The 24,764-nt window shown below is 70.7% G+C and carries 19 protein-coding genes and 2 pseudogenes; 9 read left to right on the top strand and 12 right to left on the bottom strand.

Going from position 1 to position 24,764, the window contains the following annotated elements; genetic code table 11:
- Window positions 1–73: 73 nt before the first annotated feature.
- The 5 genes from ACH4U7_RS03825 (at window position 74) to ACH4U7_RS03845 (ending at window position 4,396) form a co-directional block, all read left to right on the top strand.
- Entirely contained in the window at window positions 74–856 is a 783-nt protein-coding gene (locus ACH4U7_RS03825; protein ID WP_398526400.1) for a polysaccharide lyase family 7 protein, read from the top strand.
- Window positions 857–1,084: 228 nt separating this feature from the next.
- Window positions 1,085–2,962 carry a serine/threonine-protein kinase gene (locus ACH4U7_RS03830; RefSeq protein WP_398526401.1) on the top strand — a complete coding sequence of 626 codons (1,878 nt, stop codon included), beginning with the start codon at window positions 1,085–1,087 and terminating at the stop codon, window positions 2,960–2,962.
- 98 nt (window positions 2,963–3,060) lie between these two features.
- On the top strand, window positions 3,061–3,240 hold the full coding sequence (locus tag ACH4U7_RS03835) for a CopG family transcriptional regulator (protein ID WP_398526402.1): 180 nt from the start codon (window positions 3,061–3,063) through the stop codon (window positions 3,238–3,240).
- Window position 3,241: 1 nt separating this feature from the next.
- On the top strand, window positions 3,242–3,589 hold the full coding sequence (locus ACH4U7_RS03840) for a VOC family protein (protein ID WP_398526403.1): 348 nt from the start codon (window positions 3,242–3,244) through the stop codon (window positions 3,587–3,589).
- Between the two features lie 36 nt (window positions 3,590–3,625).
- Window positions 3,626–4,396, top strand: a complete 771-nt coding sequence (locus ACH4U7_RS03845; RefSeq protein ID WP_398526404.1) for a class I SAM-dependent methyltransferase — start codon at window positions 3,626–3,628, stop codon at window positions 4,394–4,396.
- Here ACH4U7_RS03845 and ACH4U7_RS03850 read toward each other — a convergent pair.
- Window positions 4,365–6,209: an asparagine synthase-related protein gene (locus ACH4U7_RS03850; RefSeq protein ID WP_398526405.1), complete on the bottom strand. Its 1,845-nt coding sequence runs from the start codon at window positions 6,207–6,209 to the stop codon at window positions 4,365–4,367. The genes ACH4U7_RS03845 and ACH4U7_RS03850 overlap by 32 nt on opposite strands.
- Window positions 6,210–6,320: 111 nt before the next feature.
- A complete protein-coding gene (locus ACH4U7_RS03855; RefSeq protein ID WP_398526406.1) occupies window positions 6,321–6,455 on the bottom strand; it encodes a lasso RiPP family leader peptide-containing protein in 135 nt (44 codons plus the stop codon).
- Window positions 6,456–6,611: 156 nt separating this feature from the next.
- On the opposite strand from ACH4U7_RS03855, the gene ACH4U7_RS03860 reads away from it, so the two are divergent.
- Entirely contained in the window at window positions 6,612–10,451 is a 3,840-nt protein-coding gene (locus tag ACH4U7_RS03860; RefSeq protein ID WP_398526407.1) for an XRE family transcriptional regulator, read from the top strand.
- 21 nt (window positions 10,452–10,472) lie between these two features.
- On the opposite strand, the gene ACH4U7_RS03865 is transcribed toward ACH4U7_RS03860, so the two are convergent.
- The 3 genes and pseudogenes from ACH4U7_RS03865 to ACH4U7_RS03875 form a co-directional block, all read right to left on the bottom strand.
- Window positions 10,473–11,531, bottom strand: coding sequence for an iron-siderophore ABC transporter substrate-binding protein (locus tag ACH4U7_RS03865; RefSeq protein ID WP_398526408.1), 1,059 nt, complete (start codon window positions 11,529–11,531; stop codon window positions 10,473–10,475).
- 10 nt (window positions 11,532–11,541) lie between these two features.
- A pseudogene (locus ACH4U7_RS03870) lies at window positions 11,542–12,422 on the bottom strand (ABC transporter ATP-binding protein).
- Between the two features lie 3 nt (window positions 12,423–12,425).
- Window positions 12,426–12,727, bottom strand: a pseudogene (locus tag ACH4U7_RS03875) (iron chelate uptake ABC transporter family permease subunit); the annotation flags it as partial.
- 11 nt (window positions 12,728–12,738) lie between these two features.
- Between ACH4U7_RS03875 and ACH4U7_RS03880 the strand changes: the two are divergent.
- Window positions 12,739–13,299, top strand: coding sequence for an aldo/keto reductase (locus ACH4U7_RS03880; RefSeq protein WP_398526458.1), 561 nt, complete (start codon window positions 12,739–12,741; stop codon window positions 13,297–13,299).
- A gap of 169 nt (window positions 13,300–13,468) precedes the next feature.
- Window positions 13,469–14,296: a thioesterase family protein gene (locus tag ACH4U7_RS03885; RefSeq protein ID WP_398526409.1), complete on the top strand. Its 828-nt coding sequence runs from the start codon at window positions 13,469–13,471 to the stop codon at window positions 14,294–14,296.
- A 391-nt stretch (window positions 14,297–14,687) separates the two neighbouring features.
- Here the strand turns inward: ACH4U7_RS03885 and ACH4U7_RS03890 are convergent, their stop codons facing one another.
- The 7 genes from ACH4U7_RS03890 to ACH4U7_RS03920 all read right to left on the bottom strand — a co-directional run bounded on the left by ACH4U7_RS03890 (window position 14,688) and on the right by ACH4U7_RS03920 (window position 22,545).
- Complete coding sequence (locus ACH4U7_RS03890; RefSeq protein ID WP_398526410.1) at window positions 14,688–15,386, bottom strand: VOC family protein; 699 nt, start codon at window positions 15,384–15,386, stop codon at window positions 14,688–14,690.
- A gap of 16 nt (window positions 15,387–15,402) precedes the next feature.
- Window positions 15,403–16,761: an MFS transporter gene (locus ACH4U7_RS03895; RefSeq protein WP_398526411.1), complete on the bottom strand. Its 1,359-nt coding sequence runs from the start codon at window positions 16,759–16,761 to the stop codon at window positions 15,403–15,405.
- Window positions 16,762–16,832: 71 nt separating this feature from the next.
- Window positions 16,833–17,807 carry an amidohydrolase family protein gene (locus ACH4U7_RS03900; protein WP_398526412.1) on the bottom strand — a complete coding sequence of 325 codons (975 nt, stop codon included), beginning with the start codon at window positions 17,805–17,807 and terminating at the stop codon, window positions 16,833–16,835.
- On the bottom strand, window positions 17,804–18,274 hold the full coding sequence (locus ACH4U7_RS03905; protein ID WP_385611977.1) for a hypothetical protein: 471 nt from the start codon (window positions 18,272–18,274) through the stop codon (window positions 17,804–17,806). Before ACH4U7_RS03905 ends, ACH4U7_RS03900 begins: the two co-directional genes overlap by 4 nt.
- Window positions 18,275–18,325: 51 nt before the next feature.
- On the bottom strand, window positions 18,326–19,516 hold the full coding sequence (locus ACH4U7_RS03910) for an FAD-dependent monooxygenase (protein WP_398526413.1): 1,191 nt from the start codon (window positions 19,514–19,516) through the stop codon (window positions 18,326–18,328).
- The gene (locus ACH4U7_RS03915; protein WP_398526414.1) at window positions 19,513–20,913 is read right to left on the bottom strand and encodes an MFS transporter; all 1,401 of its coding nucleotides are present in this window, start codon (window positions 20,911–20,913) and stop codon (window positions 19,513–19,515) included. Before ACH4U7_RS03915 ends, ACH4U7_RS03910 begins: the two co-directional genes overlap by 4 nt.
- 111 nt (window positions 20,914–21,024) lie before the next feature.
- Window positions 21,025–22,545: an aldehyde dehydrogenase family protein gene (locus ACH4U7_RS03920; protein ID WP_398526415.1), complete on the bottom strand. Its 1,521-nt coding sequence runs from the start codon at window positions 22,543–22,545 to the stop codon at window positions 21,025–21,027.
- Between the two features lie 181 nt (window positions 22,546–22,726).
- Here ACH4U7_RS03920 and ACH4U7_RS03925 point away from each other — a divergent pair, with 181 nt between their 5' ends.
- Window positions 22,727–24,601: a helix-turn-helix domain-containing protein gene (locus ACH4U7_RS03925; RefSeq protein WP_398526416.1), complete on the top strand. Its 1,875-nt coding sequence runs from the start codon at window positions 22,727–22,729 to the stop codon at window positions 24,599–24,601.
- Window positions 24,602–24,764 lie beyond the last annotated feature (163 nt).

The raw sequence follows: 24,764 nt of genomic DNA on the forward strand, positions 1-24,764 counted from the left end.
TGCGACGACGTCTCCACGTTTCGAGGGAATTGACGCTCGTGCGCGTCCCCCCGCTCAGGAAGGAAGACCCCACATGTCGCGTATGCGCGTCATCGTCCTCGCAGGCATCTCCGTGGCCGCCTCGACTGCCGCCCTCGTACTCCCCGCGCAGGCCGACGACTCCACCCGCCATGACGCCACCGCCGCCCGCTGCACCTACCCCGCTGATGTCCTCGACCTCACCAACTGGAAGATGACCCTCCCCACCGGCGACGACGAGGATCCGACCGAGATCACACAGCCCGAGCTCGCCACCTTCTCCGCCAAGCCCTGGTTCCGGGTCAACGGGGAGTGCGACGCGGTCCGATTCCGAGCCGCTGTCAACGGCGTGACGACGGGCGGCTCCAGCTACCCGCGTGCCGAGCTGCGGGAGATGACGGACGACGGGGAAGAGAAGGCCAGTTGGTCGACCACCGAGGGCACCCACACTCTGGTGGTCAAGGAAGCGTTCCTGGCCCTGCCCAACGACAAGCCGCATCTGGTCGGCGCCCAGGTCCATGGCGGCGACGACGATGTCACGGTCTTCCGCCTCGAGGGCCGCAAGCTCTACATCACCGACGGTGACGACTCCCGCCACCACCTCGTCACCGACGACTACGAGCTGGGCACCGAGTTCGAGGCCAAGTTCGTGGCGCGGGACGGGAAGATCGACGTGTACTACAACGGGCAGCGGGAGACCACGATCGCCCACGACGGCGACACCAACTACTTCAAGGCGGGGGCCTATACGCAGGCCAACTGTGGCAACTCGGACCCGTGTGACCGTGACAACTACGGCGAGGTCCAGATATCCAGTCTCAAGGTCACCCACTCCTAGTCAGGAGATCAAGGTGCCCATCACAACCTCCACAGAAGGTGATGATTTCTGGAGTGGTAGGTGAATCCCCTTCTCAACCGGCCACGCCCGGCGCGCCACGGACACCTACCGGGCCCGGGTTCACCCTCAAGAGCGCCGGAAACGCTGTGTGACTCATCCCGTACGCAGTAAGTTCGATCCGCGTGCCTGTAACAGCAGGGTCCGGTCTTGCGTGAGGGGAGAGTCGTTGTGCGCCGGGGGGAGAAAGTGGGCAAGTACCGGCTCACGAAGGGGCCCGTCGAGGGGGGAAGAGGGGCCGTCTGGTTCGCCGTCGACACGGAACTGGGCCGGCCCGTCGTCCTCAAACGGGCCCTGCTCGAGGACAACAGCCAGGCCGGCTTCGACCAACTGCTGGCCGAAGCACGCGCGCTGGCGAAGTTCAGCCATCCGCATGTGGTCACCCTTTACGACGCCGTCCGCGCGGGCAAGGGCAAGAAGGCCACGTTCTGGCTGGTGATGGAGCATGTGACCGGCGGGAGCCTGGACGTCCCGGTGAAGATGGCCCCGCAGCTCGCTGCGCACATCGGCGCGCAGATCGCGGCCGCGCTGGCGGCCCTGCACGCCAAGGGGATCGTGCACTGCGACGTCAAGCCCGGCAATATCGTGATCACTCACGACAGAGTGGCCAAGCTGGCCGACTTCGGCGCCGCGTATCGAGCGGACGGCAGTGAGACGATCACGCCCAACGGACCGATCAGCCTCACCCCGGCCTACGCCGCCCCCGAGGCGTTCCGGGCAGCGCCCGAGCGGGCGTCCGACGTGTTCTCCCTCGGTGCCACCCTGCACTGGCTGGTCACCGGGACTCCGCCGCTGCGCGGCCCCGGACGAGCGGTCCGGCTGGAGGCCATAGGCCCCCAGGTCGGACCGCTCGGCGGGATGCTCACCGCGATGCTCCAGCGCGACCCCAGGGCCCGTCCCACCGCCGTCGAATCGCTCACCGCGCTCGCGGGCATCGCGGGATCGCCGGACCAGCTCCCGGCCCTCCCGCTGACCTCGGTGACCAAGCCCTATACGGACACCGTCGCCGGCGTCGCGGACCCGCCGGGCGGACAGCGGCGCCGGACGACGACCCTCGTCCGGCGCCGCCCGCTGCTCACGGCCGGTGTCGCCGCCGGCACGGCGCTGGCCATCGCCGTGCCGTTCCTCGTGATGAACCTGGGGGACGAAGCGGACGCGGACAAAGCCACCCCGCCGACGGGCTCCGCGCGGAGCAGCGGCGCATCGGGCTTCATTGGCGACCCCCGCACGGCCGACCCTTGCGCCTTGCTGAACAGCTCCGTGTTCGATCGGTATGAAGTGGCCGAACTGAAGCGTGACGAGGGCAATTTCAACCGCTGCGACGTCAACCTGAAGGAGCGCGGCGAGAAGGTGGTGGGTGTCAGGGTGGAACTCGACGCCGACCCGCTGCCCGAGGCCGTGGCGAGGAAGGCCATGGGCAGGGTCACCGTCGCGGAATCCGGCGCCGACGGCAAGGAGTGCGTGCGGGCCATGGCCGTGACCGGCGCTCGCGACTACAGCCTTCGAGTCACCGCGGTCGCGAGAGAGCGTAAGAAGACCGAGGAGCCGCTGTGCGACACGGCCGATGTCGCCACGCGATACGCGGTCAAGGTGCTCAACGACGGTGAGATTCCCCGACGTCCGGCCTTCGCGTCCGATTCGCTGGCGCGCCAGGACGCGTGCACGCTGCTCGGCGCCAAGGCGCTGGAGAAGGTGCCCGGTATCGACGCCAAGAACCCGGACGTCGGGTTCGGCCGCTGGGACTGCCAGTGGAAGTCCACCACCAATGGCTTGGAGGTGGACTTGCACTTCGAGCAGGGCGACCTGCCGACCGACAAGAACCCCCTGCAGACCGAGATCGGCGATCACAAGGCCATTGAGCTGCCGGAATACGAGGGCCAGGGGAGCTGCCGCGTCGAGGTGATCTACCGCCCCTACACCAGCGTGAACCGGAGGGAGGGGAGTGAGCGGGTGGCCCTCGTCATCAAGGGGGCGCGCTCCAAGGGCGAAGCCTGCAGGCTGGCCGACGACCTCGCCGGTTCGGCCGCCGCCGCGCTGCCGCCCGTCTGACGGGCTGATTCCTCCTTTATCGGCCCGGTTGATGAACCGGGCCGAGGAGCAGCCCTGCCTCTGGGCGGCTAGCTTGCTAGGATGCTAGCATCGCACTCGTGGGTGATGAGGAAGTCAAGCAGTTCAACGTGTACCTGCCGATCGGGCTGATCAAGCAGGTCAAGTACCGCGCCATCGAGTCGGGCATGTCGCTGTCGGCGCTGGTCGCCGACGCACTGCGCGCCTATCTCGACGACGCCCAGCGGCAGCAACAGTCATCGACGGAGAAGGAGATCTGACATGACGACGACCGAAGGAATCGAGGCCGTGTTCCTGGAGACCCACAACTGGGGCAAGGCTGCGAAGTTCTTCCAGGCGCTTGGATTCGAACTGGAGTTCTCCACCGACCACAACTCCGGTCAGCTTCGCAACGGCGACGGTCCGTACGTCTTCATCGCCGAGGTCCCCGAGGACCGAAACCCCCAGATGCAGATCGTGCTGAAGGTGCCGGACGCAGAGAGGTTCCGTCCCGATCCTGCCGTCGAGGTGGTCACGCCGTTCGAAGACACCCATTACGGGACCCAGGAGATGACCGTCCGCGACCCCGACGGGCGTCTGTGGAGCCTCCAGGCTCCCGCCGGGAACTGACCACAGCGACCGACCACAGCGAAAGAGGGGAACACCATGGCAGACGAGCAGACCGAGGCGCCGGAAAGCAGCGCGGTGCGGGTCGCGCTCTGGCGGGCGATGCACCTGGAGGCCGACTCACCGCCCCACGTACTCGAGGACGAGATCGGCCTCCAACTGGCGACCCCCGAAGAGGACTGGCGCCGCCGCCCCGATATGGACCAGCGCGCCACCAGCGGGTTCCGGGCAGCCATCGTGGCCCGCGCTCGGTTCATCGAGGAGCTGGTCGCCGAGCAGGCCGACCGCGGTGTCGCCCAGTACGTCATCCTGGGAGCCGGCCTGGACACCTTCGCGCAGCGCAAGCCGGAGATCGCCTCCCGCCTGCGGGTCTTCGAGGTAGACCAGCCCGGCCCTCAGGCATGGAAGCGCCGCCGCCTGGCCGAACTCGGGTACGGCATTCCCGACTGGCTGCACTTGGTGCCGGTCGACTTCGAGGCCAGCGAGTCCTGGCTGGAGCAGCTGACCGCGGCCGGCTTCGATCCCGGTCGGCCGGCGGTCATTGTCTCCACCGGCGTCACCATGTACCTCACCAAAGAGGCCACCGCGGCCACCTGTCAGTCGGTGAGCAGGCGGTGTTCGCGCAGCGCGGAGATGAGCTGGTCGACATCGGCCCGGGCGCGGGAGGTGGCCGCGGGGTGGGCGTCGGCCTGGGCGGATGCCGCCTCGGCGGGTGAGCCGCCCCCAGCAGGTGTCGACCAGGGCGCCGGTGGCGTTCAACATCGCAGCGTGATGCGGCTCATGGCGTGGCTCCGGTCAGCGTGGACGTGAGGTGGTGCGGTGTCCGCTCTTGTGAGCGCAGCCAGATTTCGCAGCCCACCGTGGACATCAGCGGTGCCAGGTCGGTGATCGAGGCGAGTGAATGCGCGACGCGGCGCAGGCGGTCGGGGTCGATCAGGCCGGCCTCGGCCAGCAACGAACCGTCCAGCAGGGTGGAGATTTCGCCGCGCTGCCGGTCCAGGGCGCGATAGAAGTCCGCACAGTACTGGCCCTTTGTCGTGCGCCGCAGGATCTGCTCGGGAACGATGCCGCCCATCGCTGTTGTCAGCAGCGGTTTGAAGTGTCCCGGGGCCGCGGCCTCCCACGGCCGGACGGACAGGGCGGCGGCCACCACGGCGTCGTCGGTGTAGGGCAGCGCGAGATCGGGTCCTGGCAGGGACTTGTTGATCAGGCGCACGGTGTTACCGCCTTCCCGTACCTGGTGCAGTACGGCGTGGAGGCCGCGTTGGGGAGCAAGCGGTTCGGGGCAGCGTTCGGCGGCCTCCCGCAGCACGTCCCGCGCCGAGCGGGCGGCCTGCGGGGAGGCCCACGCGGGCATACGGGGCACCGGCTGCCAGCCGAGGTGATCCGCCGGCCCATGCGTGCGGTGGGTGGTCAGATGGTCGGCCGCCTCCAGCAGCCACCGGTGGTAGTCACGCCGGTCCGTCAGCGCCCGCAGCATGGCCCAGCGGCTGACACGCCAGTCGAGGCGTTGCCGCCGGGCCCGCTTGAGCACCATCCCCGGGTGCTGCGCCAAGGCGTCGATCCAGTGGGAGGGGGCCGGGGTGAACAGCTCGTCGCCGCCTCCGCCGCCCAGATGCAGCCGGGATCCGTGTGCTTGGACGCGGCGCAGCAAGTCGTCCAGCTTCGCGACATCCCGCGTCCAGGGGCCGGGCTCCTGTGCGGCCAGGCGCAGCGACCCCAGCCCTGCGAACCAGTCGGGCGTCTCTTGCTGCCCGACCACCAGATGCGTGGCCGCGGGCAGTTCCCGAGCGGCCTGGGCGGCCCATGCGGCATCGTCATCGCGCGCGTCCACACCCTCCCGGCGTGCCGTCACCAACGCGGCGTCACCGCGAGCGGCCAGAAAGCACAGGCTCGTCGAATCCAGCCCGCCGGACAGGTCTGCGCTGACCGTTCCCCCGCCCGCCGTACATGTGTCCACCGCCTCCATGAGTGCGGCGCGCACCCCGTGTGCCGCCTCGCCCAGCGGGAGGACAGGCTCGGGAGGGCACCACCAGCGCACCGTGCGTCCGCTGCCGTCGCGGGGCCACATCAGCGCCTCGTCCGGCCGTACGGCACGCACCCCCTGCCACATGGTGCGCCCGCCCAACGCCGCCCATGACACCCCCGGTTCCAGCAGCCGCGCCGCCAGCATCTCCATGTCCGGCGCCGAACCAACCAGCTCGGCCAGCACATCCGCGTCCGAAGCAGCCACCGGTACGCCGTCCACGCGTGCGGTGAAGACGCGATACGCCGCCGAAGCCGTCCCCCGTGCCCATACGCTGCCGTCCACCGAGGCCAGCACGTGATAGCCGCCCGCCAGCCCGGCGACCGCCCGCTCCACCTCCTGCGCGCTCCGCACCCGCGCGATCTTCCGGCGCAGCTCCTCCGGGGAGACGGTGAATCTGCCCGACAGGGCGAGCCGTGTGGCCCCCGCCTGGACGGCGAGCATGCGCCCGTCGACCCGCCGGCCGACCAGCCACGGTCTGCCCGACGCATGCCGCAGACAGCTCGACGCGCCTTCGTCGGGTTCCTCATGCCGCAGCCGCGCCGCCAGCGCGGCGGCGGCCTCCGTATCCGGCAACACCACCCACCACCCGTTCACCGCAAAGCTCCTCCGCCTCGACCGACACCACGGACCTGGAACCGTCACCGGTGGGCGGCGCGGGCCGGTGAGGGCGCCCTGGTCCCTCACCGACCGCAGCCGCCCGTCCGCTTACACGAACTGGAATACGAAGGGCGGCAGACCGCCGTCGAAGGCGTTGCCTCGCGTGGTGCCGAGCGTGACCTCGGCGAAGTCGCCGACCTCAGTCACCATCGGCGCCTCGTAGATCTCTTCCTGCTCGTCCACGGAACTCACTCCTCGTCTGGACGCCGTTGTCCGCTCCCAGGTCTAGCGGCTCGGGCATTGTTCGGCTTCGAGGCCTGGTGCCGAACAAACAAGTCCTGAAAAATGTGACGACGCCGCGCAGGCCATGACATGCGGAAACAACGGGGAGGTGCGGCGATGCCGCGCAGGGAACGACCGCTGGAGTCGGGGGACGGCCTGTTACTGGAGTTCGCCGCGGGCCTCAGACAGCTGCGGCAGAAGGCCGGCAATCCGACGTACCGGAGACTGGCCGAACAGGCGCACTACTCGATTTCCACCCTGTCCTCCGCGGCCTCCGGACAGCGGCTGCCGACGCTGGCGGTGACGCTGGCGTATGTGCGCGCCTGTGAGGGGGACCTGGAGGAGTGGGAGCAGCGTTGGCGGGAAGCGGCGGAACAGCTCGGTGAAGGGCCCTCCGCCCTCGGCCCGGGGGAGGAGTCCGACGCGGACTCGCCGTACGCGGGTCTGCGGTCGTTCCGGGAACAGGACGCGGAGTGGTTCTTCGGCCGCGAGCAGCTGGTGGACGAGCTGGCCGGGCGACTGGAGCGACAGCGGTTCGTGGCCGTGATCGGGGCCTCGGGCTCGGGCAAGTCGTCGCTGCTGCGGGCCGGGCTGGTGCCGCGCCTGGAAGGAACGGCGACGACAGTGGTGTTGACGCCGGGGCCGCGGCCGCTGGAGGAGTGCGCGGTGCGGCTGGGCGGGCTGGCGGGGGTCACGCCGGGCGGACTGTACGAGGAGTTGAAGGACGCCCCGGAGAACCTGGGCCGCGCGGTGCGGCAGATCACCGTCCGCTCCGATGCGGCCGGCGGTGACGTGGTGCTGGTCGTCGATCAGTTCGAGGAAGCCTTCACCCTCTGCCGGGACGACTTCGAGCGGGACCGTTTCATCGAGGCCCTGGTCACCGCCGCCTCGGCCGAGGGCGCCCGGTGCCGGGTGGTGCTGGGGGTACGGGCCGACTTCTACACGTACTGCACCCACAACGCCCCGCTGGTGGAGGCGATGCGCGATGCGCAGGTGCCGGTCGGGCCCATGGGCCTGGACGAGCTGCGCCGGGCGGTGGTCAAACCGGCCCACCGGGCCGGACTCACCGTGGAGGGCGCGCTGCTGGCGACGCTCACGGCCCAGGCGCACGCCCAGCCCGGGATGCTGCCGCTGCTGTCCCACGCGCTGCTCCAGACCTGGCGGCGGAGGCGTGGCAACGCGCTGACGCTGGACGCGTTCGAGGCTGCGGGCGGGCTCGAGGGCGCCCTGGTACGCACCGCGGAGGACTTCTTCCGGCAACTGAGCGGGGAACAGCGAAAGCTGGCCCGGCGGGTGTTCGTGCGGCTGACCGCCCTGGGCGAAGGCACGCAGGACACCCGGCGGCCGGCCCGACTGGAGGAGCTGGAGGGGCTGGCCGAGGCCGACGGCGGCGATATCGACGCCGTACTGCACCGTGCGGCCGCCGCGCGGCTGCTGACGCTGGACCGCGAGCGAGTGGAACTGGCCCACGAGGCCCTGATCCGGTGCTGGCCCCGGCTGCGCAGATGGCTGACCGAGGACCGAGAGGACACCCGGACCCTGCGCCGGCTCACCGACGCGGCGCAGGTCTGGGAATCGCTGGGGCGCGACCCCGGCGCGCTGTACCGTGGCACTCGCCTCACCATGGCCACCGGACTCGACCGCACGTCCCTGTCCGCCCCGGAGCGGGAGTTCCTGGACGCGAGCTCGGCCGCTCGGGCGGCCGAGCAAACGGCGGTGCGGCGCCGCACCCGGCTGGGACACCTGGCGGTGGCGCTGCTGAGCACCCTGCTCGTCCTCACGACCACGACCGCGGTTCTCGCCGTCGTGGCGCAGCGGTCGGCGGACCGGCAGCGCGACGACGCCGGCGCACAGCGCGATGTGGCGAGTTCACAGCGGGCCGCCGAAAGGGCCGCGGCGGTACGGGCGGCCAACCCCGCCCTGGCCGCCCAGGTGAGTCTGGCCGCCTACCGGCTGTCGCCCACTCCGGAGGCGCGCGGCGCTCTGCTCAGCACGTTCGCCACTCCGTACGCCACACAGCTGACCGGTCGGCGGATCGTGGTCACCACGGTGGCGTTCGCCCCGGACGGCGGCCTGCTGGCCACCGGCGACGCCGACGGGACCGTGCGATTATGGCGGGTCGCGGATCCTCACCGGCCGCGTGAGCTCGGCGCGCTGCCCCGCTTGGCCGGCCCCGTCCGCACGGTCGCCGTCAGCCACGACGGCCGTCTGGTGGCCGCGGGAGGCGAGGACGGCAAGGTGGCGGTGTGGGACATCGGCGATGTGCGGCGGCCCCGGCTCGCGGCGCGCCTGTCGGCCGACGCCGGTCCGGTCGTCGGACTGGGATTCGGCCCCGGCGAGAGAACGCTGGCGGTGGTCGCCCGGGACGGGATCCGGCTGTGGCGGCTGTCGGACGGTCACCGGCCACGCCGCCTCGCCGCGTTGGAGGTATCTGCCGCCGTGACCGCGGTGGCGTTCAGCCGGGACGGTCGGATGCTGGCCACGGGCCAGGCCGACCACACCGTACGGCTGTGGGCGGTGCCCGCCTCGGGCGGGCGTCCGCGGCAACTGTCGGCCGAGGCCGACCCCAGCGGCACCGTGAACGCGATGGCGTTCGCTCCGGACGGCCACAGGCTCGCCACCGGCGGTACCGACTACAAGGTGCGGCTGTGGGACGTGGCCACGCCACGTCACGCCCACCCGGTGAAGGCGCTCACCGGGCACACCGACGCGGTCACCACGGTGGCGTTCAGCCCCGACGGCCGCACACTGGCCAGCGGCAGCACCGACGCCACCGTACGCCGGTGGGTGGTTACCGCTGCCGGCCCTGTCCGCGAACTGGGCGTTCTCTCAGGCCACACCAGCGGTGTCGGATCGCTCGCCTTCAGCCCCGACGGCCGCACCCTGGTCACCGGCAGCGCGGATCAGACCGCACGTCTGTGGGATCTCCCCGGACCGGCCCTGACCGGCCACAGCAGTTCGGTCTACTCCGCCGCCTTCAGCCCCGACGGACGCCTGCTGGCCACCGGCAGCTACGACCGCAGCGTGCGCATGTGGAGCCTCGCGGACATGCGCCGCCCCCGGGAGCTTCCCCCATTCACCGGCCACACGGGCCCGGTCAACTCCGTGGTCTTCCGGCCGGACGGGCGCGTCCTGGCCAGTGGCAGTGCCGACGGCACCGTACGGCTGTGGGCCCTGGACGCATCGCGCCGTCCCCGCCTGCTGGGTGTTCTGCCGTCCCGCGTCGGCCACGTCAACACGGTCGCGTACAGCCCGGACGGCCACACCCTGGCCACCGGCGGTGAGGGGGGCACCGTACGGCTGTGGGACGTGACGGATGTGCGGCGTCCCCGTCTCCTCGCCGCTCTGCGGAGAGCGGGCGCGGTGGATTCCGTGGCGTTCTCCCACAACGGCCGCACCCTGGCCGTGGGCGACCGCAACCGCACGGCCAGCGTGTGGAATCTGGCCGACCGACGGCACCCCGGACGCCTGGCTGTCCTCGTCGGCCACACCGACGGGGTGAAATCGGTCGCGTTCAGCCCCGACGACCGCACCCTGGCCACCGGCAGTGAGGACCGCACCGTACGGCTGTGGGATCTGGCCGATCCCCGTCACCCGGTCCTGCGCAGCCGGCTCTCCGGCTACGCCGACGGCGTCATGTCCGTCGCCTTCGCCCCGGGCGGGCAGATGCTGGCCGCCGCGAGTTCGGACGACACGGTGCGGCTGTACGACGTCGCCGGCCACGGTGGCGCCCAGGAACTGGCCCTTCTGGCAGGCCACAACAAGCCGGTCGACACGCTCGCCTTCAGCCCCGACGGCCGAACCCTCGCCACCGGCGGCGAAGACTGGACCGCGCTCCTGTGGGACCCCAGCGCCGAGCGTGTCGCCTCCCGGATCTGCGCCACCGCCTTCCCCGCGATGACCCAGGCCGAATGGCGCCAGTACTTCCCCCAGCACGCGTACCGGCCACCGTGCTGAGGGAGTCGAGGCCACGCGCGGTCAGGACGCCGGCTGTGCCACCCGCGTGGCGGGCTTGCCGTCGACGGCGGCGGCCAGTTGCGGGGCCAGCCGGTCGAGCGTGTACGGCAGGCTCAGGACCGTCACGGAGGAGATGGCGTTCCCGTAGTCGCTGGACTCCTTGACGTAGACCTCGCGGTCCTGTTTCGCCACCTTCAGATCGGCGTAGAGGGGGTTCCGGTCGAGCTTGCCCTCGTCCTTGGCCGGGTCGGCGACGATCCACACGATCGCGTCGGTGTCCAGCAGGTCGGTGCGCTCCTTGCTGATATTGGCGCCGAACTCGTCACCGATCACCTTGTCCAGGTCGGCCGGGAGGGTGAAGCCGAGGTCGGTGAGGACGCGGGAGCGTGGGTCCTGGCTGCCGAAGACGAAGCTGCCGTCGCAGGGGGTGGCCATCACCGCGTCGGCCCCGGCGAAGGCCGGGTGTTCGGCGGCCACGGTCCTGAATGTGGTCTGGACGCCCTTGACCAGCTCCTTCGCCTTGGCCTTCTGCCCGAGCGCGGTGCCGATGAGCTCGGTCTGCCGCTGCCACGGGACGCCGAAGTCGTTGTACTCCTTGGGCTGGGCCACCACCGGCGCGAACTTCGACAGCGTCTCGTACTGCTCCTTGGTCAGGCCGCCGTAGACCGCGAGGACGAGGTCCGGCCGCAACGCGGCGATCTCCTCCGTCTGCGGCCCCGTGCCGGTGTCCTTGAGCACGGTCGGTGGCTTGGCGCTGCCCAGTTCGTCCCGGGCCCAGGGGCCGATGGCGCCCTCGTAGCCGCCGTTCCACTCGGTGGTGCCGACCGGCACCTTGCCCAGGGCGAGCACGGCGTCCTGGTCGGTCAGGCCGACCGTGACGATCCGCTTGGGCTCGTTCTTGATGGTGGTACTGCCGTACTTGTGCGGGATGGTCACCGGAAGGGCGCCGCCCGCGGCGGCCGATGTGCCGTCGTCGGTCCCGGAGTCCTCCTCCGAGCCGCAGGCGGTGGCGGTGGTGAACAGGAGCAGTACGGAGGCGAGCACCGCGGCGAGCCGGGTGCCTCTCACAGAGCCGCGCATCAGTCGTCCTTCATGGTCGGGTCGGTGCTGTGATGGTGCGTGGGAGGTGTGCGGCCGGCCGCTCGCGCCGCTCCCCGTGGCGGCGCCCCAACGGGGTGACCATCGGGGTGCCGCTGACCGGGTCCGAGGTGACCTGGCAGCTGAGGCCGAAGACGTCCTCGACGGTCTCGGCGGTGATGACCTCGGCGGGCGCGCCCTCGGCGGCGATTCGCCCCGCCTTCATGGCCACCACGTGGTCGGCGTAGCGGCAGGCCTGGTTGAGGTCGTGCAGCACCATCACCACCGTGCGGGGCTCCCGCCGGTTGAGGTCCGTGACCAGGTCCAGGACATCGATCCGGTGCGCCAGATCCAGGTACGTCGTCGGCTCGTCCAGCAGCAGCACCGCGGTGTCCTGCGCCACCGCCATGGCGATCCAGGCGCGCTGGCGCTGGCCACCGGACAGTTCGTCCAGCGGCCGGTCCGCCAGCTCGGTCATGCCGGTGGCGGCCAGCGCCCGCTGGACGGCCTGCTCGTCGGCGCCCGACCACTGCCGCCACCACGTCCGGTGCGGTGAACGGCCGCGTCCCACCAGGTCGATGACGGTCAGCCCGTCCGGCGCAGCCGGGCTCTGCGGCAGGATGCCGAGCCGCCGCGCCAGCTCCCGGGTCGGGACGGAGCGCAGACCCCGGCCGTCGAGGTGGACGGCGCCCCCGCGCGGCGCGAGCAGCCGGGCGAGGGCGCGCAGCAGGGTGGACTTGCCGCAGGCGTTGGCGCCGACGATGGCCGTGATCCGTCCGGGGGTACGGCCAGGTCGAGGCCGTCCACCACCAGCCGGTTGTCGTAGGCCAGGCCCAGCCCACTCGCCCGCAGATCCGGGTCCGGGCCGGGGGCCGGCAGGGGATCAGCCGACATGGATCAACCTCCTGAGCCCGCGCGGTTGGCGCGGACGAGCAGCCAGAGCAGGACAGGCGCGCCGAGCACGCCGGTGACGATTCCGACCGGCAGCTCCGTGCCGGAGATCAGGGTGCGGGCGATGAGATCGCTGCCGAGCACCATCAGCGCCCCGGTCAGCCCTGAGGCGACCGTGGGCGGCCAGGCGGTGGCTGTCGCCGCTGGGCGATCTGCGGTGCGGCCAGCGCCACGAAGGCGACCGGGCCGGCCGCGGCGGTGGCGAAGGCGATCAGCCCGACACCGGTGAGCAGGACGGCGAGCCGTACGGCGCAGCTTCATCTCCAACTTCGCCGGATGGCAGATCGCCCAAGCCGAGTATCTGGCCCGCCAGCTCGGCACCACCCGCTTCGTCGCCTCACAGAACCACTACAACCTGCTGGACCGCCGCGCGGAGCTGGAAGTGCTGCCCGCCGCCCAGGCGTTCGGGCTGGGGGTGCTGCCGCACTGCCCGCTTGCCAGCGGGCTGCTGACCGGCACGTACTCCTCCGGCAAGGCCCCCGAGGGAGCCCGGCTGACCCACTTCTGTCAAGACGACTTCGAGAACGCCGACCTGGTCCAACTCGCGGCCTTCGGCGACTTCGCCGCGAAGCGGGGCCTCGATGAAGTGGAAGTCGCCTCCTCCTGGCTCGCCTCTCGACCCGCTGTTGCGTCAGTGATCGCCGGCGCCACACGGCCCGAGCAGGTCACCCAGAACGCCACCGCGGTCGGCCACCGAATCAGCGCGGACGACCTTGCCGAGCTGGATGAGATCTTCCTCCGCTGCCGCCCATCGCGCTTTTCTGAGAAGTGCTTGTCGATGTGTCGCCGCGGGTCACCCCGGAGGATCGGCGGGGCCTGACCGCACGCGGCCAACGGGGACTGCCGTTGACCGAGCTGGACACCGACCTCGGACTCGCGCCCCGTCGCCCTTATGCTGAGCTCGGTGTAGGCGGCATTGAACGGAGCGGCCCGAGCGGCGGGCGGCCGATTGGTGTCGGTGTGTGTCGTGCTGAGCGGAGAGATCGTCGTTGACCGAGGACGCGTGGACCGTGCCGAGTTATTACGAGCGCATCGACGAGGGGCGGTACAAGCCGACCGCCCATGCGAGCGGGGCTTGGAGCACGGACGAGCAGCACTTCAGCCCGCTCGGTGGCCTCGTCGTCCACGCCATGGAGCGCCACCTCGACTCCGAAGCACGGCCGGGCATGCTGTTCAGCCGCTTGAGCTTCGACATCCTCGGGCGGATCGCCCTCGACGAGTGTCAGATCTCCGTGGAGACGGTCAGGCCCGGCCGCACCATAGAACTCGTCGAGGCGGCGGTCACCATCGCCGAACGCACCGTCGTACGCGCCCGTGCCTGGCTCCTGGCCGCGCAGGACACCACCGCCGTGGCAGGCGGTGAGCCTGCGGCGCTGCCCGCTCCCGAACCGCTCGACGGCTGGGCGCTGTCCGAGCAGTGGCCGGGCGGCTATATCGCGTCCCTCGACCTGAGGCCCGTCGGCACACCGCGCCCCGGCCGCACCACGGCCTGGGTCTCCACTCCGCTGGCGCTGGTCCACGGTGAGCAAAGCGGCGCGTTGGCGAGCTACATCGCACTTGTCGACACCGCCAACGGCATCGCGGTACGACAGCCGCCCACGCAGTGGATGTACCCGAACGTCGACATGTCCGTGCACCTCTACCGGCAGCCCGAGGGGCGCTGGACCGGCCTGGACACCACGGTCGTCTTCGGGGCCACGGGGCTGGGTGTCACCAGCACGGTTCTGCACGACGTACACGGCCCGGTCGGATATGCGCAGCAGGCGCTCACGGTGCGCCCGCACCCGCGCCGCGAAGGTTCAGACGAAGACGCGTAGCGCGGCAGTCGACCACATCGCGTCGGAGCTCGGCGTGATCGGTGCCCACGACCCCTGGGAGCCAGACCGAGGACTGATTGTTGGGTCACGAGAACACGGTGGCCACTTACGGAGCCGTCTCCATGAGGATGAGGATCTGCTCGTCCACGAGGGCGCGCAGCTGATCAGGTGGCGATGTCCGTACTTTCGGCCGGCCCTGCGCATACGCGCTCGCGGTCGGCGGTGAGGACGGAGCCGTCCACCTCATTGGCGTGCTGGTAGGCCCGTCGCAGGAGGACGGGACGGAACTCCTGGCCGCACCACCACGTCGAAACCTGTGGTGGTGCGGGCCCAGGTGGACTCGGTTACCGCCCGCGAACGCAACCGCCCGCGAACGCAACCGAGCGCGTGGCTACGCGCGGGACCCGTCCGAGCTCGCCGGCTGTCGGGGCTCGGTGACCGCCGTGCGGCGGATCACCACCTCGCCCTCGTCCGTGGCGACGGCGACCGCGTACAGACCGGGACGTCCGCCGTTGTACTTCAAGGGAAGGTCGGCCGCGCCGTCGCCCAGCCACGCACGCATATCCGCTTCGGTGCCGCCGACCTCCATCCAGGTGATCCCCTGGGGGGTGTTCCGCTGTCCGTCGCGCGGCTGTGCCCCCGGGTGCTCGGAGAGGTCTTCGATCAGGAACACGTTGGGTACACCCCGCTGCCAGCAGGGAATCGTCTCGGGGACACGGATCGCGTTGCGCTGCACGCCGTCCGTCCGCTTGCGCAGGGGCGTGTCGATGATGTCGGTGCCGAAGTGCTCGGCCAGCTTCTGCAACTCGTCGCGCGTGTCGACCCGCAGGCACCAGCCGATGAACACATCGCCACCCTCGATCTGGTCGTAGAACCAGCGGGCGCTGGGGTTGGTGTGCGGTGAGTAGGCGTCGATGACGCTCTCGACCTCGATGTACTGGTCCGGTCCGAGCGGGACGATGCGGTTGGCGATGCCGAGGTGGGGGAACCAGCCCCCCTCGTACTGCCCGAATCCTGTCTCCGCGCAGAGCTGTTCGGTGCCCGCGTAGATGTTGCGGGACCCGAGCGAGATGTGGTCGATCGTGAGCAAGGTGTTTCGTCCTTCGTCAGTGCGAGGTGACTTCTTCGAGGTCGTCGTGGTGCGGGGCTGGGGTGTGCGAGGCGGCGGTGCGCGCCCGTATCCGGTTGCCGGCGACGGTGACGACGGCACAGCCGATGAGCGAGGCGGCGATGAAGTACAGGCCGCTGTTGTAGTTCCCGGTCGTGTCGCGCAGCCATCCCACGATGTAGGGGGCCAGGAAGCTGCCGATGTTGCCGAGCATCGTGGTGAGGGCGATACCGACGGACATGGCGACGGGGCCGTGCAGGTGTCCGACCGGGATCTGCCACATCAGGAAGAGGGCGGCATAGATACCGGAGGTGAGCAGGACCGTACCGAGCAGGGTGAGCCACAGACCGGTGGTGTTGGCGGCCAGTACGGTGCCGCCGGCGGCCAGCAGCGCACCGCAGGCCACGTGCCACACCCGCTCGTTGCGCCGGTCCGAGCTGGACACCCAGATCAGGGCGACGAGAGTCGCGGGGACGTAGACGGACCCGGACAGCAGGCCCGTCTGGAGCACGCTCAGCTTGGTGTGGGCCTGCTCGGCGAAGCCGGTGATGATCAGCGGAAGGAACGAGGTGATGGCGACGAAGCCGACCCACAGAAGGCTGACGCCCACGGAGAGGGTGACCAGGCGGAGGTCGCGCAGGCGCTCGAGGATGTCGCTGAACCGGATCTTCGGCTTCTCCGTGGTGGTCTCCGCCGTGGTGACCCGGAGCAGGGCCTCCCGTTCCGGCTCGGTGAGCCAGGTGGCGGTCGCCGGGGAGTCGGTCAGGAAACGGAGCAGAACCAGACCGAGGATGATCGTCGGCACCCCCTCCAGGATGAACATCCAGCGCCACCCGGCCACTCCCAGCAGGCCGTGGGCGTACTGGATGATGGCCGCGGACAGCGGCGTTCCCAGGATCGCGTAGAACGGCAGACACACCAGAGCGGTGACCCGCCCGCGCATCCGCGGCGGGAACCAGATCGTCAGATACATGAACATCCCGGGGAGCATTCCTGCCTCGACGGCGCCCAAGGCGATTCTGGTCGCGATGAGACTGCCCTCGCCCTGGATCAGGCTCGACAGAACGGCGACGACGCCCCAGGACATGGTGAGTAGTCCGAGCCAGCGTCGCGGGCCCAGCCGGTTGAGCGCCAGGTTGCCGGGGATCTGCAGGGCGATGTAGCCGGCCGAGAAGATCCCGGTGGCGAAGCCGAAGGCGGAGGTGCTGATGCCGAGGTCGGCGTTCATCGTCAGCGCGGCGGTCCCGAGGTTGACGCGGTCGAGATAGCCGGCCGTGTACAGGAGCAGGACCAATGGGCCCAGCCGTCTGAGGGCCTTTCTGACCGCCTGGCGCTCGGCCAGGGAGATGTCTGACACGGTGGGTTCCCTTCTCGGAACGGCTTGGAACGGCTGGAGCGGTCTGTCCGCCGGTCTCGGCGCCGGGCCCGTCACAGCCCGAGGAACGCCCGCGCGTTGGCGGTGAGCGTTCCGGCGTCGGGCCCGTGGTCGGTGGCGAAGCGGACCGGGTCGGGCTGGGCCATGTCGAACGGGTAGTCGCTCCCGCAGACGACACCGCCCTTGGACGCCTGCGCGGCCAGCAGCCCCAGCGGTCCGGGGTCGTGGGTGACGCTGTCGAAGAAGAGCTCGCCGAACACTTCTGCCGGTGGCCGGGACGAGTGGCGGCGCACATCGGCCCGGGTCCGCCAGCCGTGGGTCCACCGGCCGAGCAGCCACGGTGCGCAGCCACCGCCGTGTACGAAGCAGATCCGCAGCCGCGGCAGCTGCTCCTTGACGCCGCCCAGGATGAGCGCCGCGACGGCGGTGGCGCTCTCGACGGGGTTGCCCACGAGGTTGGAGAGGTAGTGCTCCGACCACTCCGGCCGGGGCAGTTGCATGGGATGGACGAGCACGGCGAGGTCGAGATCCGCGGCGTCGCTGAGGATGTTGCGCAGCATGCCCCGGTCGAGCGAGCCGCCGGCGAGCAGCGGCGGGATCGCGATCCCGGCGATGCCGTCGGTCCGGGCCAGCCGCTGCATCTGGGCGCGGGCCTCGTCGGCGTCGTCGAGCCCGACCAAGCCGAGCCCCACGAGCCTGCCACCGGAGTCGGACACCACGGCGGACAGCGCGTCGTTGAACGCCGTCACATACGCATTGGCCCCCGGCACACCGCCCACGGGGAACGCGAACGGTGGCGCGGACAGGACCCGCACCCCCACACCCGTGGCGCGCATGTCCTCGAGGATCGCGGGGACGTCGCTCATCGCCCGGGTCGGAATGGACAGCGGGATGTCCCCGAGGTGGAGTTCGCCGTCGCGGTCGTGCATACCCCCGTACGGAGCCCCCGGGGGGAGGTGGAACAGCTCGGCGGGCAGCCAGTGGGCGTGGACGTCGATGACGCCCTCGGCGAGTGGGGCGCTGATCACGCCTGTCCCTCCTGCCGGGCGTCCGACGCATCGCCGTGGATGTCCAGCGGCGCGTTGGCGCTGTCGAGGTGTTCGACGGTGGTGAAGACGAGTTCGGTGTCGCCGACGTTCTCGATGTCGTGCAGCAGGTATTCGCCCGGGCCGAAGGTGAAGTGGCGGGTCTCCCCGGCGTTGTAGGAGACCTCCCGGGTCGTGCCGTCGTGCGTGTGCTGGCGACTGCGGCCGGCGTTCACCGCGGTCCAGAAGTAGTCGAGGACATGTCGGTGGGCGTGCCAGCGCTCGCCGGGGGCGAGCCGGATCTCCCAGACCCGCACCCGCGGTGTCTCGCTCAGCAGCCGGGAGCCGACCCGGCCGTCGTGGGAGTGCGCCTCGAACTCCGCACGCAGCTCCTGCGGCCATCCGTCGAATCCGCCGGCGACGAGGTCGCCTGCCAGAGGCAGGTCCGCGAGAAAGTTGTCACTGGTCATCGTTTTCTCCTTGGGTGTGTTCCGTGGTGGGTCGAGGCGTATCCGTGGGCGTCAGCGGCCGGGGCCGTAGAGACCGAATCGCAGGCTCGGGTCGCCGGGCTTCCAGGTGTTCGAGAACTGGGACCGCTCGCCCATGGCGACGACCCGCTCCAGCAGCCGGGCGCTGAGTTCGAGTTGCACCGGCTCCCACGTGCGCAGGGCGGCGCCGATGTCGCCCTCCGCCTCTCGGAGCGCGCCGACCAGGGCCCAGGCGTCGGCCGCCGCTTTCGCGGTGCCGGCCGCGGCGTGCGGCCGGGCGGCACACGCGGCGTCGCCGATCAGGGCCACCCGGCCCTCGGCCATCCGGGACGCGCGCACATCGGAGACGACCTGGATGTACGGCGTGGCCGTGGCGGTCACGACCTCGGCTGCCGCGGGGGACAGCATCCGCCGCGCGGTGTCCCGCATCTCGGCCACGTAGCGGTCCTGGACCTGGGCGGGGTGGATGGACACCGTGCCGGGGAAGCCGCGCTTGTCGATCAGCATCTCGGACAGTTCGGGGCCCTCGGGCACGTTCCGGTACCAGACGTAGTTCATGAGCCGGTCCTGCGGCCCGGTCCCGACTTCGCCGGGGATCGGGTAGAGCGTGATGTGTGAATGGGGCACCACGGTGTAGGTGATGGAGTCCTTCAGCAGCTCACGGGTGCCCTCGGACAGGTCCTTCTCCGGGACCGTGCCGCGCCAGCCGATGTATCCCGAGTAGGTGAGGTCCGCGGCCGGGTCGAGACGGCGGCGCCCGATGGAGGTGATTCCATCGGCAAAGACCACCAGGTCCGCCGTCACCTCGCGCCCGCTCACGAACCGCACCGTGACGGATCGCTCGTCCTGGTCGAATCCGCAGGCGTACTCGCCCAGATGGTAGTGGTCGGATCCGAAGTCGCCGAGCAGGGCGCGGTAGAACGTGCCCCACGAGGTGTAGCTCCAGGTCCGTCGCTCGCGGTGGACGATCCGGTTGTCGGTGTCCAGGTACTGCACCCAGTCCGTGGAGGTGCTGAGATCCTGCGGATGCTGCTCACTGCGCTCGGTGAACCAGCGCAGGGTGTCCGGCTGCAGCACGATGCCGCTTCCGCGTCCGTCGAGTGCGGTGGGGGTCCGCTCGAAGACGTCGACCGTGAAGCCCAGGTCGCGCAGGAGGAGCGCGGTGGTGAGCCCGCCGATCGATCCGCCGATGACCACGGCGGTGGCGCCGTCGTACGCGTTCATGTGTACATCTCCTTGCTGGTGGTCGACCCGGTCGGCGATTGCGCCCGGTCCGGGCCGAGGTCGATGGGGTCGGTCGGTAGCTCGGCCCCGCGGGTCTCCGGTGCGAAGGCGAGTCCGGCCACGGCGATCAGTCCGACCGCGGCGACACAGGTGGTCGCCAGGCCCAGGTCTCCGCCGAACCACGAGGCGGCCATGACCCCGGCCACCAGCGGGCCGGCCGCGGTGATGGAGCGACCGATGCTGTTGCACAGGGCCATACCGGTGGCGCGCACACTGGGCGGGAAGAGTTCGGGGCCGTAGACGAAGGTGCCCGACAGCGCCCCGAACAGGCCGAACCCGACGACCGGCAGGGCGAGAAGGAACTCGCCGTAGCCGTGGTGGAAGGGGAAGAGATAGCCGACGCTCACGGCGGAGACGGCGAAGCTGATGGCGAAGGCCTTGCGCCGCCCGAACGCGTCGGCGAGGAAGCCCCATGAGGCATAGCCGAGGACCCCGCCCGCGTTGAACAACATCGAGGCGACCGCGACGCGGCTGTTGGCGGTCTCGGGGGACATCGCACCGGCGGCGGTCATCTGGCGGATGATCTGGGGATACCAGGTCGATACGCTCCAGAAGGCGATCAGCGAGCCGGTGGCCAGCGCCGTGCAGATCGCCGTCCTGCTCAGCAACGGCGCGGCGAGCAGCCGGCGCAGGACGAACTGGTCCGCCGCGGCGGCCTGCCCCTGTGACTTACGTGTCCGGCGTGCCGCGATGGCGCCCTGGATCTCCGGGGGCTCGGGGACGTAACGGCGGATGAACCACACGAGGAGCGCGGGCGCCACCGCGATGCCCATCATCAGCCGCCAGCCGTGGTCGCCGAGCAACTGGTACGCGAGCGCGGCGATGAAGAACCCGGCGGCGTAGCCGGACATCATCACGCCACAGGCACGCGCCCGGTAGCGGTTGCGCCATACCTCGGCCACCAGCGCGGCCCCGACCGGGGCCTCGACACCCGAGCCGAGCCCGGCGACGAACCGCAGGACACCGAGTTGCCACCAGGTGTCGGCGAACGCCGCCAGTGCGGTGAACACCGCGTAGGTGACGATGCCGGCGGACAGCACCCGGACCCGCCCGAAGTAGTCGGCGAGCATGCCGAACAGCAGCCCGCCGACCGCCCAGCCGGCGAGGAACAGAGCCACGGTCAGCCCGCCGTAGAACCCGATGGCGTCGGGGTCCACCGCGACACCGCTGTGCGGCAGCAGCTCGGTCATGGCCGGGCCGAGGACCAGTGCGTAGAGGCTTCCGGCGAAGCCGTCCAGGGCCCAGCCCATAGTCGTCCCCAGCAGGACGAGCCATTGGATTCGGGTGATCTCCGTGCGCCAGCCGCGAGCGGGCGGGGCTGCCTGTGTTTTCGACATGGCGGGTCCTTCGTTGGACGTTGCCGGACAGGAGTCGTCGTGGGAACCACGGGGAAGTTGGTGGGGCGTGGGGAAGTTGGTGGGGAGTGGGGAAGCGTCCGGGGCGGCTGGTCAGTTGAGACGGCCGGGCTCGGCATTCCCGTACCAGTCGACGTCGTCCGCGGCGGTCCGCACCACGACGGTCTTGATCCAGGTGAAGTCGTCGAAGGACTCCTGGCCCGCGTCCCGCCCGGTGCCGGACTCCTTGACCCCGCCCCACGGGAGCGAGGGCTCCAGTCGGTGATGGTCGTTGACCCACACCATTCCGGCGGTGATGTGGTCCGCGACACGGTGGCCACGAGCGATGTCGCGGGTCCACACGCCGGCCCCGAGACCGAACCGGTTGTCGTTGGCCATCGCCACCGCGTCGTCCTCCCCGTCGAAGGGCACGACGACCGCGACCGGTCCGAAGATCTCCTCGCGTGCGACGGTCATCGACATCGTGGCGTCGGCCAGCACGGTCGGCTGTACGTAGTAGCCGGAGCCGAGCTCCGCCGACAGGTCCGGAACTCCTCCGCCGGCGGCGACGCGGACGCCCTCCTGGATGCCGGTCGAGATCAGACGCAGGACCTTGTCCCGCTGGACACCGCTGATCAGCGGCCCCAGCTGGGTCTCCGGCCGCACCGGGTCCCCGATCCGGATCGCCGACGCCCGGGCGCTCAGCGCCTCGACGAACTCGTCGTAGATCCCGCGCTGGACGAGGAACCGCGAACCGGCCACACAGGACTGGCCGGCCGCCACGAACGCGGCGAACGCCGCTCCTTCGGCGGCGACGACCGGGTCGATGTCGTCGAAGACGACGATCGGGGTCTTACCGCCGAGCTCCGCGGTGACACGGGCGAAGCGGGCCGCCGTGGCCACCGCCGCGGCCCGCCCGGCCTCGGTGCCACCGGTGAGCGTGATCTTGGCGATGTCGGGGTGCCCGGTGAGCCGTTCCCCCACCTCGCGTCCGCCGGTCACGACACCGACCACGCCCTCCGGCAGCCCGGCCTCGCGCAGGATGTCGACCAGCGCCAGCGTGGTCAGCGGTGTCATCTCGGAGGGCTTGACCACCACGGTGTTCCCGGTGGCCAGCGCCGCGGACAGGCTGCGCGCGAGAATCAGCAGGGGGTGGTTGAACGGTGTGATGATGCCGCACACACCGAGCGGTGACCGTCGCTGATAGGTCAGATAGGGGCCGTCGCCGGGCAGCACGGCGTCCCTCTGGGTGGCCAGCAGCCCCGCGTTGTAGCGGAACCACTCCGGAACGCGCGACAGCTGCGCCCTGGTCTCGGTGATGGGACGGCCGTTGTTCCGCGTCTCCAGTTGGAACAGCGTCTCGGTGTGTGCCTCGATGGCGTCGGCGAACCGCAGCAGATGCCTGGCTCGCTCACTGCGTGGCATACGGGGCCACGGACCGGATTCGAAGGCCGCCTTCGCCGCCCGTACCGCCTCGTCCACCTCGGCTGCCGTGTTGTCCGCGACGGTGCGGATGACCGCGCCGGTGGCTGGGTTGACGATGGCCCGATCGCGGTGCGCGGCGTCGTCCGACACCGTCGTCGTGCCGGTGGTGTCGGCATCGGTGTCGGCGAGCAGGGTGGTGTTCTCGTTCATGGCTGTCCTCACGAAGGGCACAGGGCCGCGGATGCGGGGAGGGGGAGTGGTGTCCGCGTCTCGGCGCGGCAGCGTGCGGTCGAGTATCCAGACAGGCCCCGGGCATCTCTATGTTTGTGCCGACACAATCCATCGAGATAGGTGTCTCCGCTGACATGCATCGGCGTGCCATGCTGGAGGTATGCCGACGATGTCACTGGAGGGCGCGGACCCCGCGGGGTCGGACGGAGCCGAGTCGCACGCCGAACTGCGCCGCTGGCTGGAGGCCGTACAGGCGCTGAGCGCCGCCGTCAGCGCCGGAGGCGGTCTGCGCGAGGTCCTTGGCCTCGTCGCGGACACGGCGCGGTCCCTCCTGGGGTTCGACTTCTGCGGAGTCCTGATCCCCGACAGCTCCGGGCAGAACCTCGTCATCGAGGGATGGAGCGGGCTGTCGGCCGAGTACGTGGCACGTGTCAACTCCGACCGTCCGGTACGCCTGCACGGGGACGGTGTCCACCACGCGCCGTCGAGCCAGGCATTCCGGTCGGGACTGCCGGTCGCGGTGCGGGACATCGACCGCGAGCCGCAGTTCACGCCATGGGGCGGGGTGGCGAAGGAGCAGGGCTACCGGTCGATGCTCTCGGTGCCGCTCGTGGCCGGCGGCGACGTGGTCGGCACGCTCAACAGCTACCACTCAGCCGTCCACGACTTCACCGACCACGAGGTGGAGCGGCTCACCCTGCTGGCCAACCACGCCGCGATCGCGCTCACCTCGGCACGGATGGTCGAGGAACTTCAGCAGCTGAACGTCTCGCTGCGCCGCCAGCGCGACCTGCTGACGAAATCGGAGCGGATACACCAGCGCCTCCTGGAGGTCGCTCTGCGGGCCGGTGGTCTGGACGGCATCGTCCAGGCGCTGGCGGACCTCGTGTCGCGGCCCGTGCTCGTCGAGGACGCCGGGGGCGCCGTGCTCGCGCGGACGGGTACCCCCTCGGAGCTGCCGGGCAGCGACGTCCGGGCCGCGCTGCCACTGGAGGAGGACCCGTCGGGGGCGCACACGCTCGGCACCGGCATCGTGCGCGAAGAAGGCGGTTACGTCGCCGCCACGGTCAGGCTGGCGGGGGAGGTGGTCGCCCGGGTGTGGCTGCCGCGCGGCGCCGAGGGATTCTCACTCCTCGACGAACGGGCTCTTGAACACGCCTCGATCGTGATCTCGCTCGAGCTGTTCCGGCTGCGCACCGGCACCGAGGTAGAGCACCGGCTGCGCGGCGAACTGCTCGCCGACATCCTCAGCGGCGCCGCCGTCGATTCGCCCCCGGTCGCGGAGCGCGCTCGTCGACTGGGCCACGACTTGTCCCACCCCCACATCGCCGTCGTCGGGCAGCTCGACGTGGCGACCGAATCCCGACGGTCCCTCACCTACCAGCGCGCACTGGCCCTGGTCTCCGAACTGGCCGCCGCGTATACGCCGAGACCGCTCGTCGCGATGCACCAGGGAGCCGTGGTCGCGCTGTGGCCCCTGGACTGTGTCCGTACGCTCTCGCGGGCCGCCCCGGTCGGTGAGAAGCAGCGCATGGACGCCGTCGCCTCGTCGATACGGCGAGCGATGGCCTCGGTCCCGGACGCGGAGGGAGCGACCGTCGCGGTGTCCGGCGCCGAGAGGCGGACGTTTGTGCAGGCGTACCGGACCGCTCGCGGAGCGCTCAATGTGGCGCTGCGCACCGGGCGTTCGGACACCGTGGTGACACCGGACGACCTCGGCGTGGCGGGCCTGCTCCTGCAACTGGGCGACGCCCGGCAGCTGGTCGCCTTCGCCGACCGCACACTGGAGGCGGTGCGGCAGCACGATCTGCTGCGCGGCACGCACCTGCTGCAAACGCTCCGCGTCTATCTGGACAGCGAGCTCAGCAGAACGGAGGCCGCACACCGGCTCAGCGTCCATCCCAACACGGTGAGCCAGCGCCTGCGGCGGATCGAAACGGTGGCCGGCCTCGACCTCTCCGCTCCGGCGACCCTCGTGGAGGTCAGCGCGGCCCTGCTGCTCCTGGACGTCGCCGAGGGCGGGCACCCGGCCTGACCGGGGCAGGCGAAGCCGGTTGTGGAGATGTTCAAAGAGACTGTGCGAGATGAGCTGTGCCGCCGACGTCGGCTGCCGCGAGTGCGGCGGTGAGCTGCAGCAGCGAATCGGGCTGAGCCACATTGACGTCGAGCAGGTCTTCGATGCGTTTGAGCCGCAGGCT

This window comes from Streptomyces sp. NPDC020845 (assembly GCF_044334165.1).
Taxonomy (GTDB): domain Bacteria; phylum Actinomycetota; class Actinomycetes; order Streptomycetales; family Streptomycetaceae; genus Streptomyces.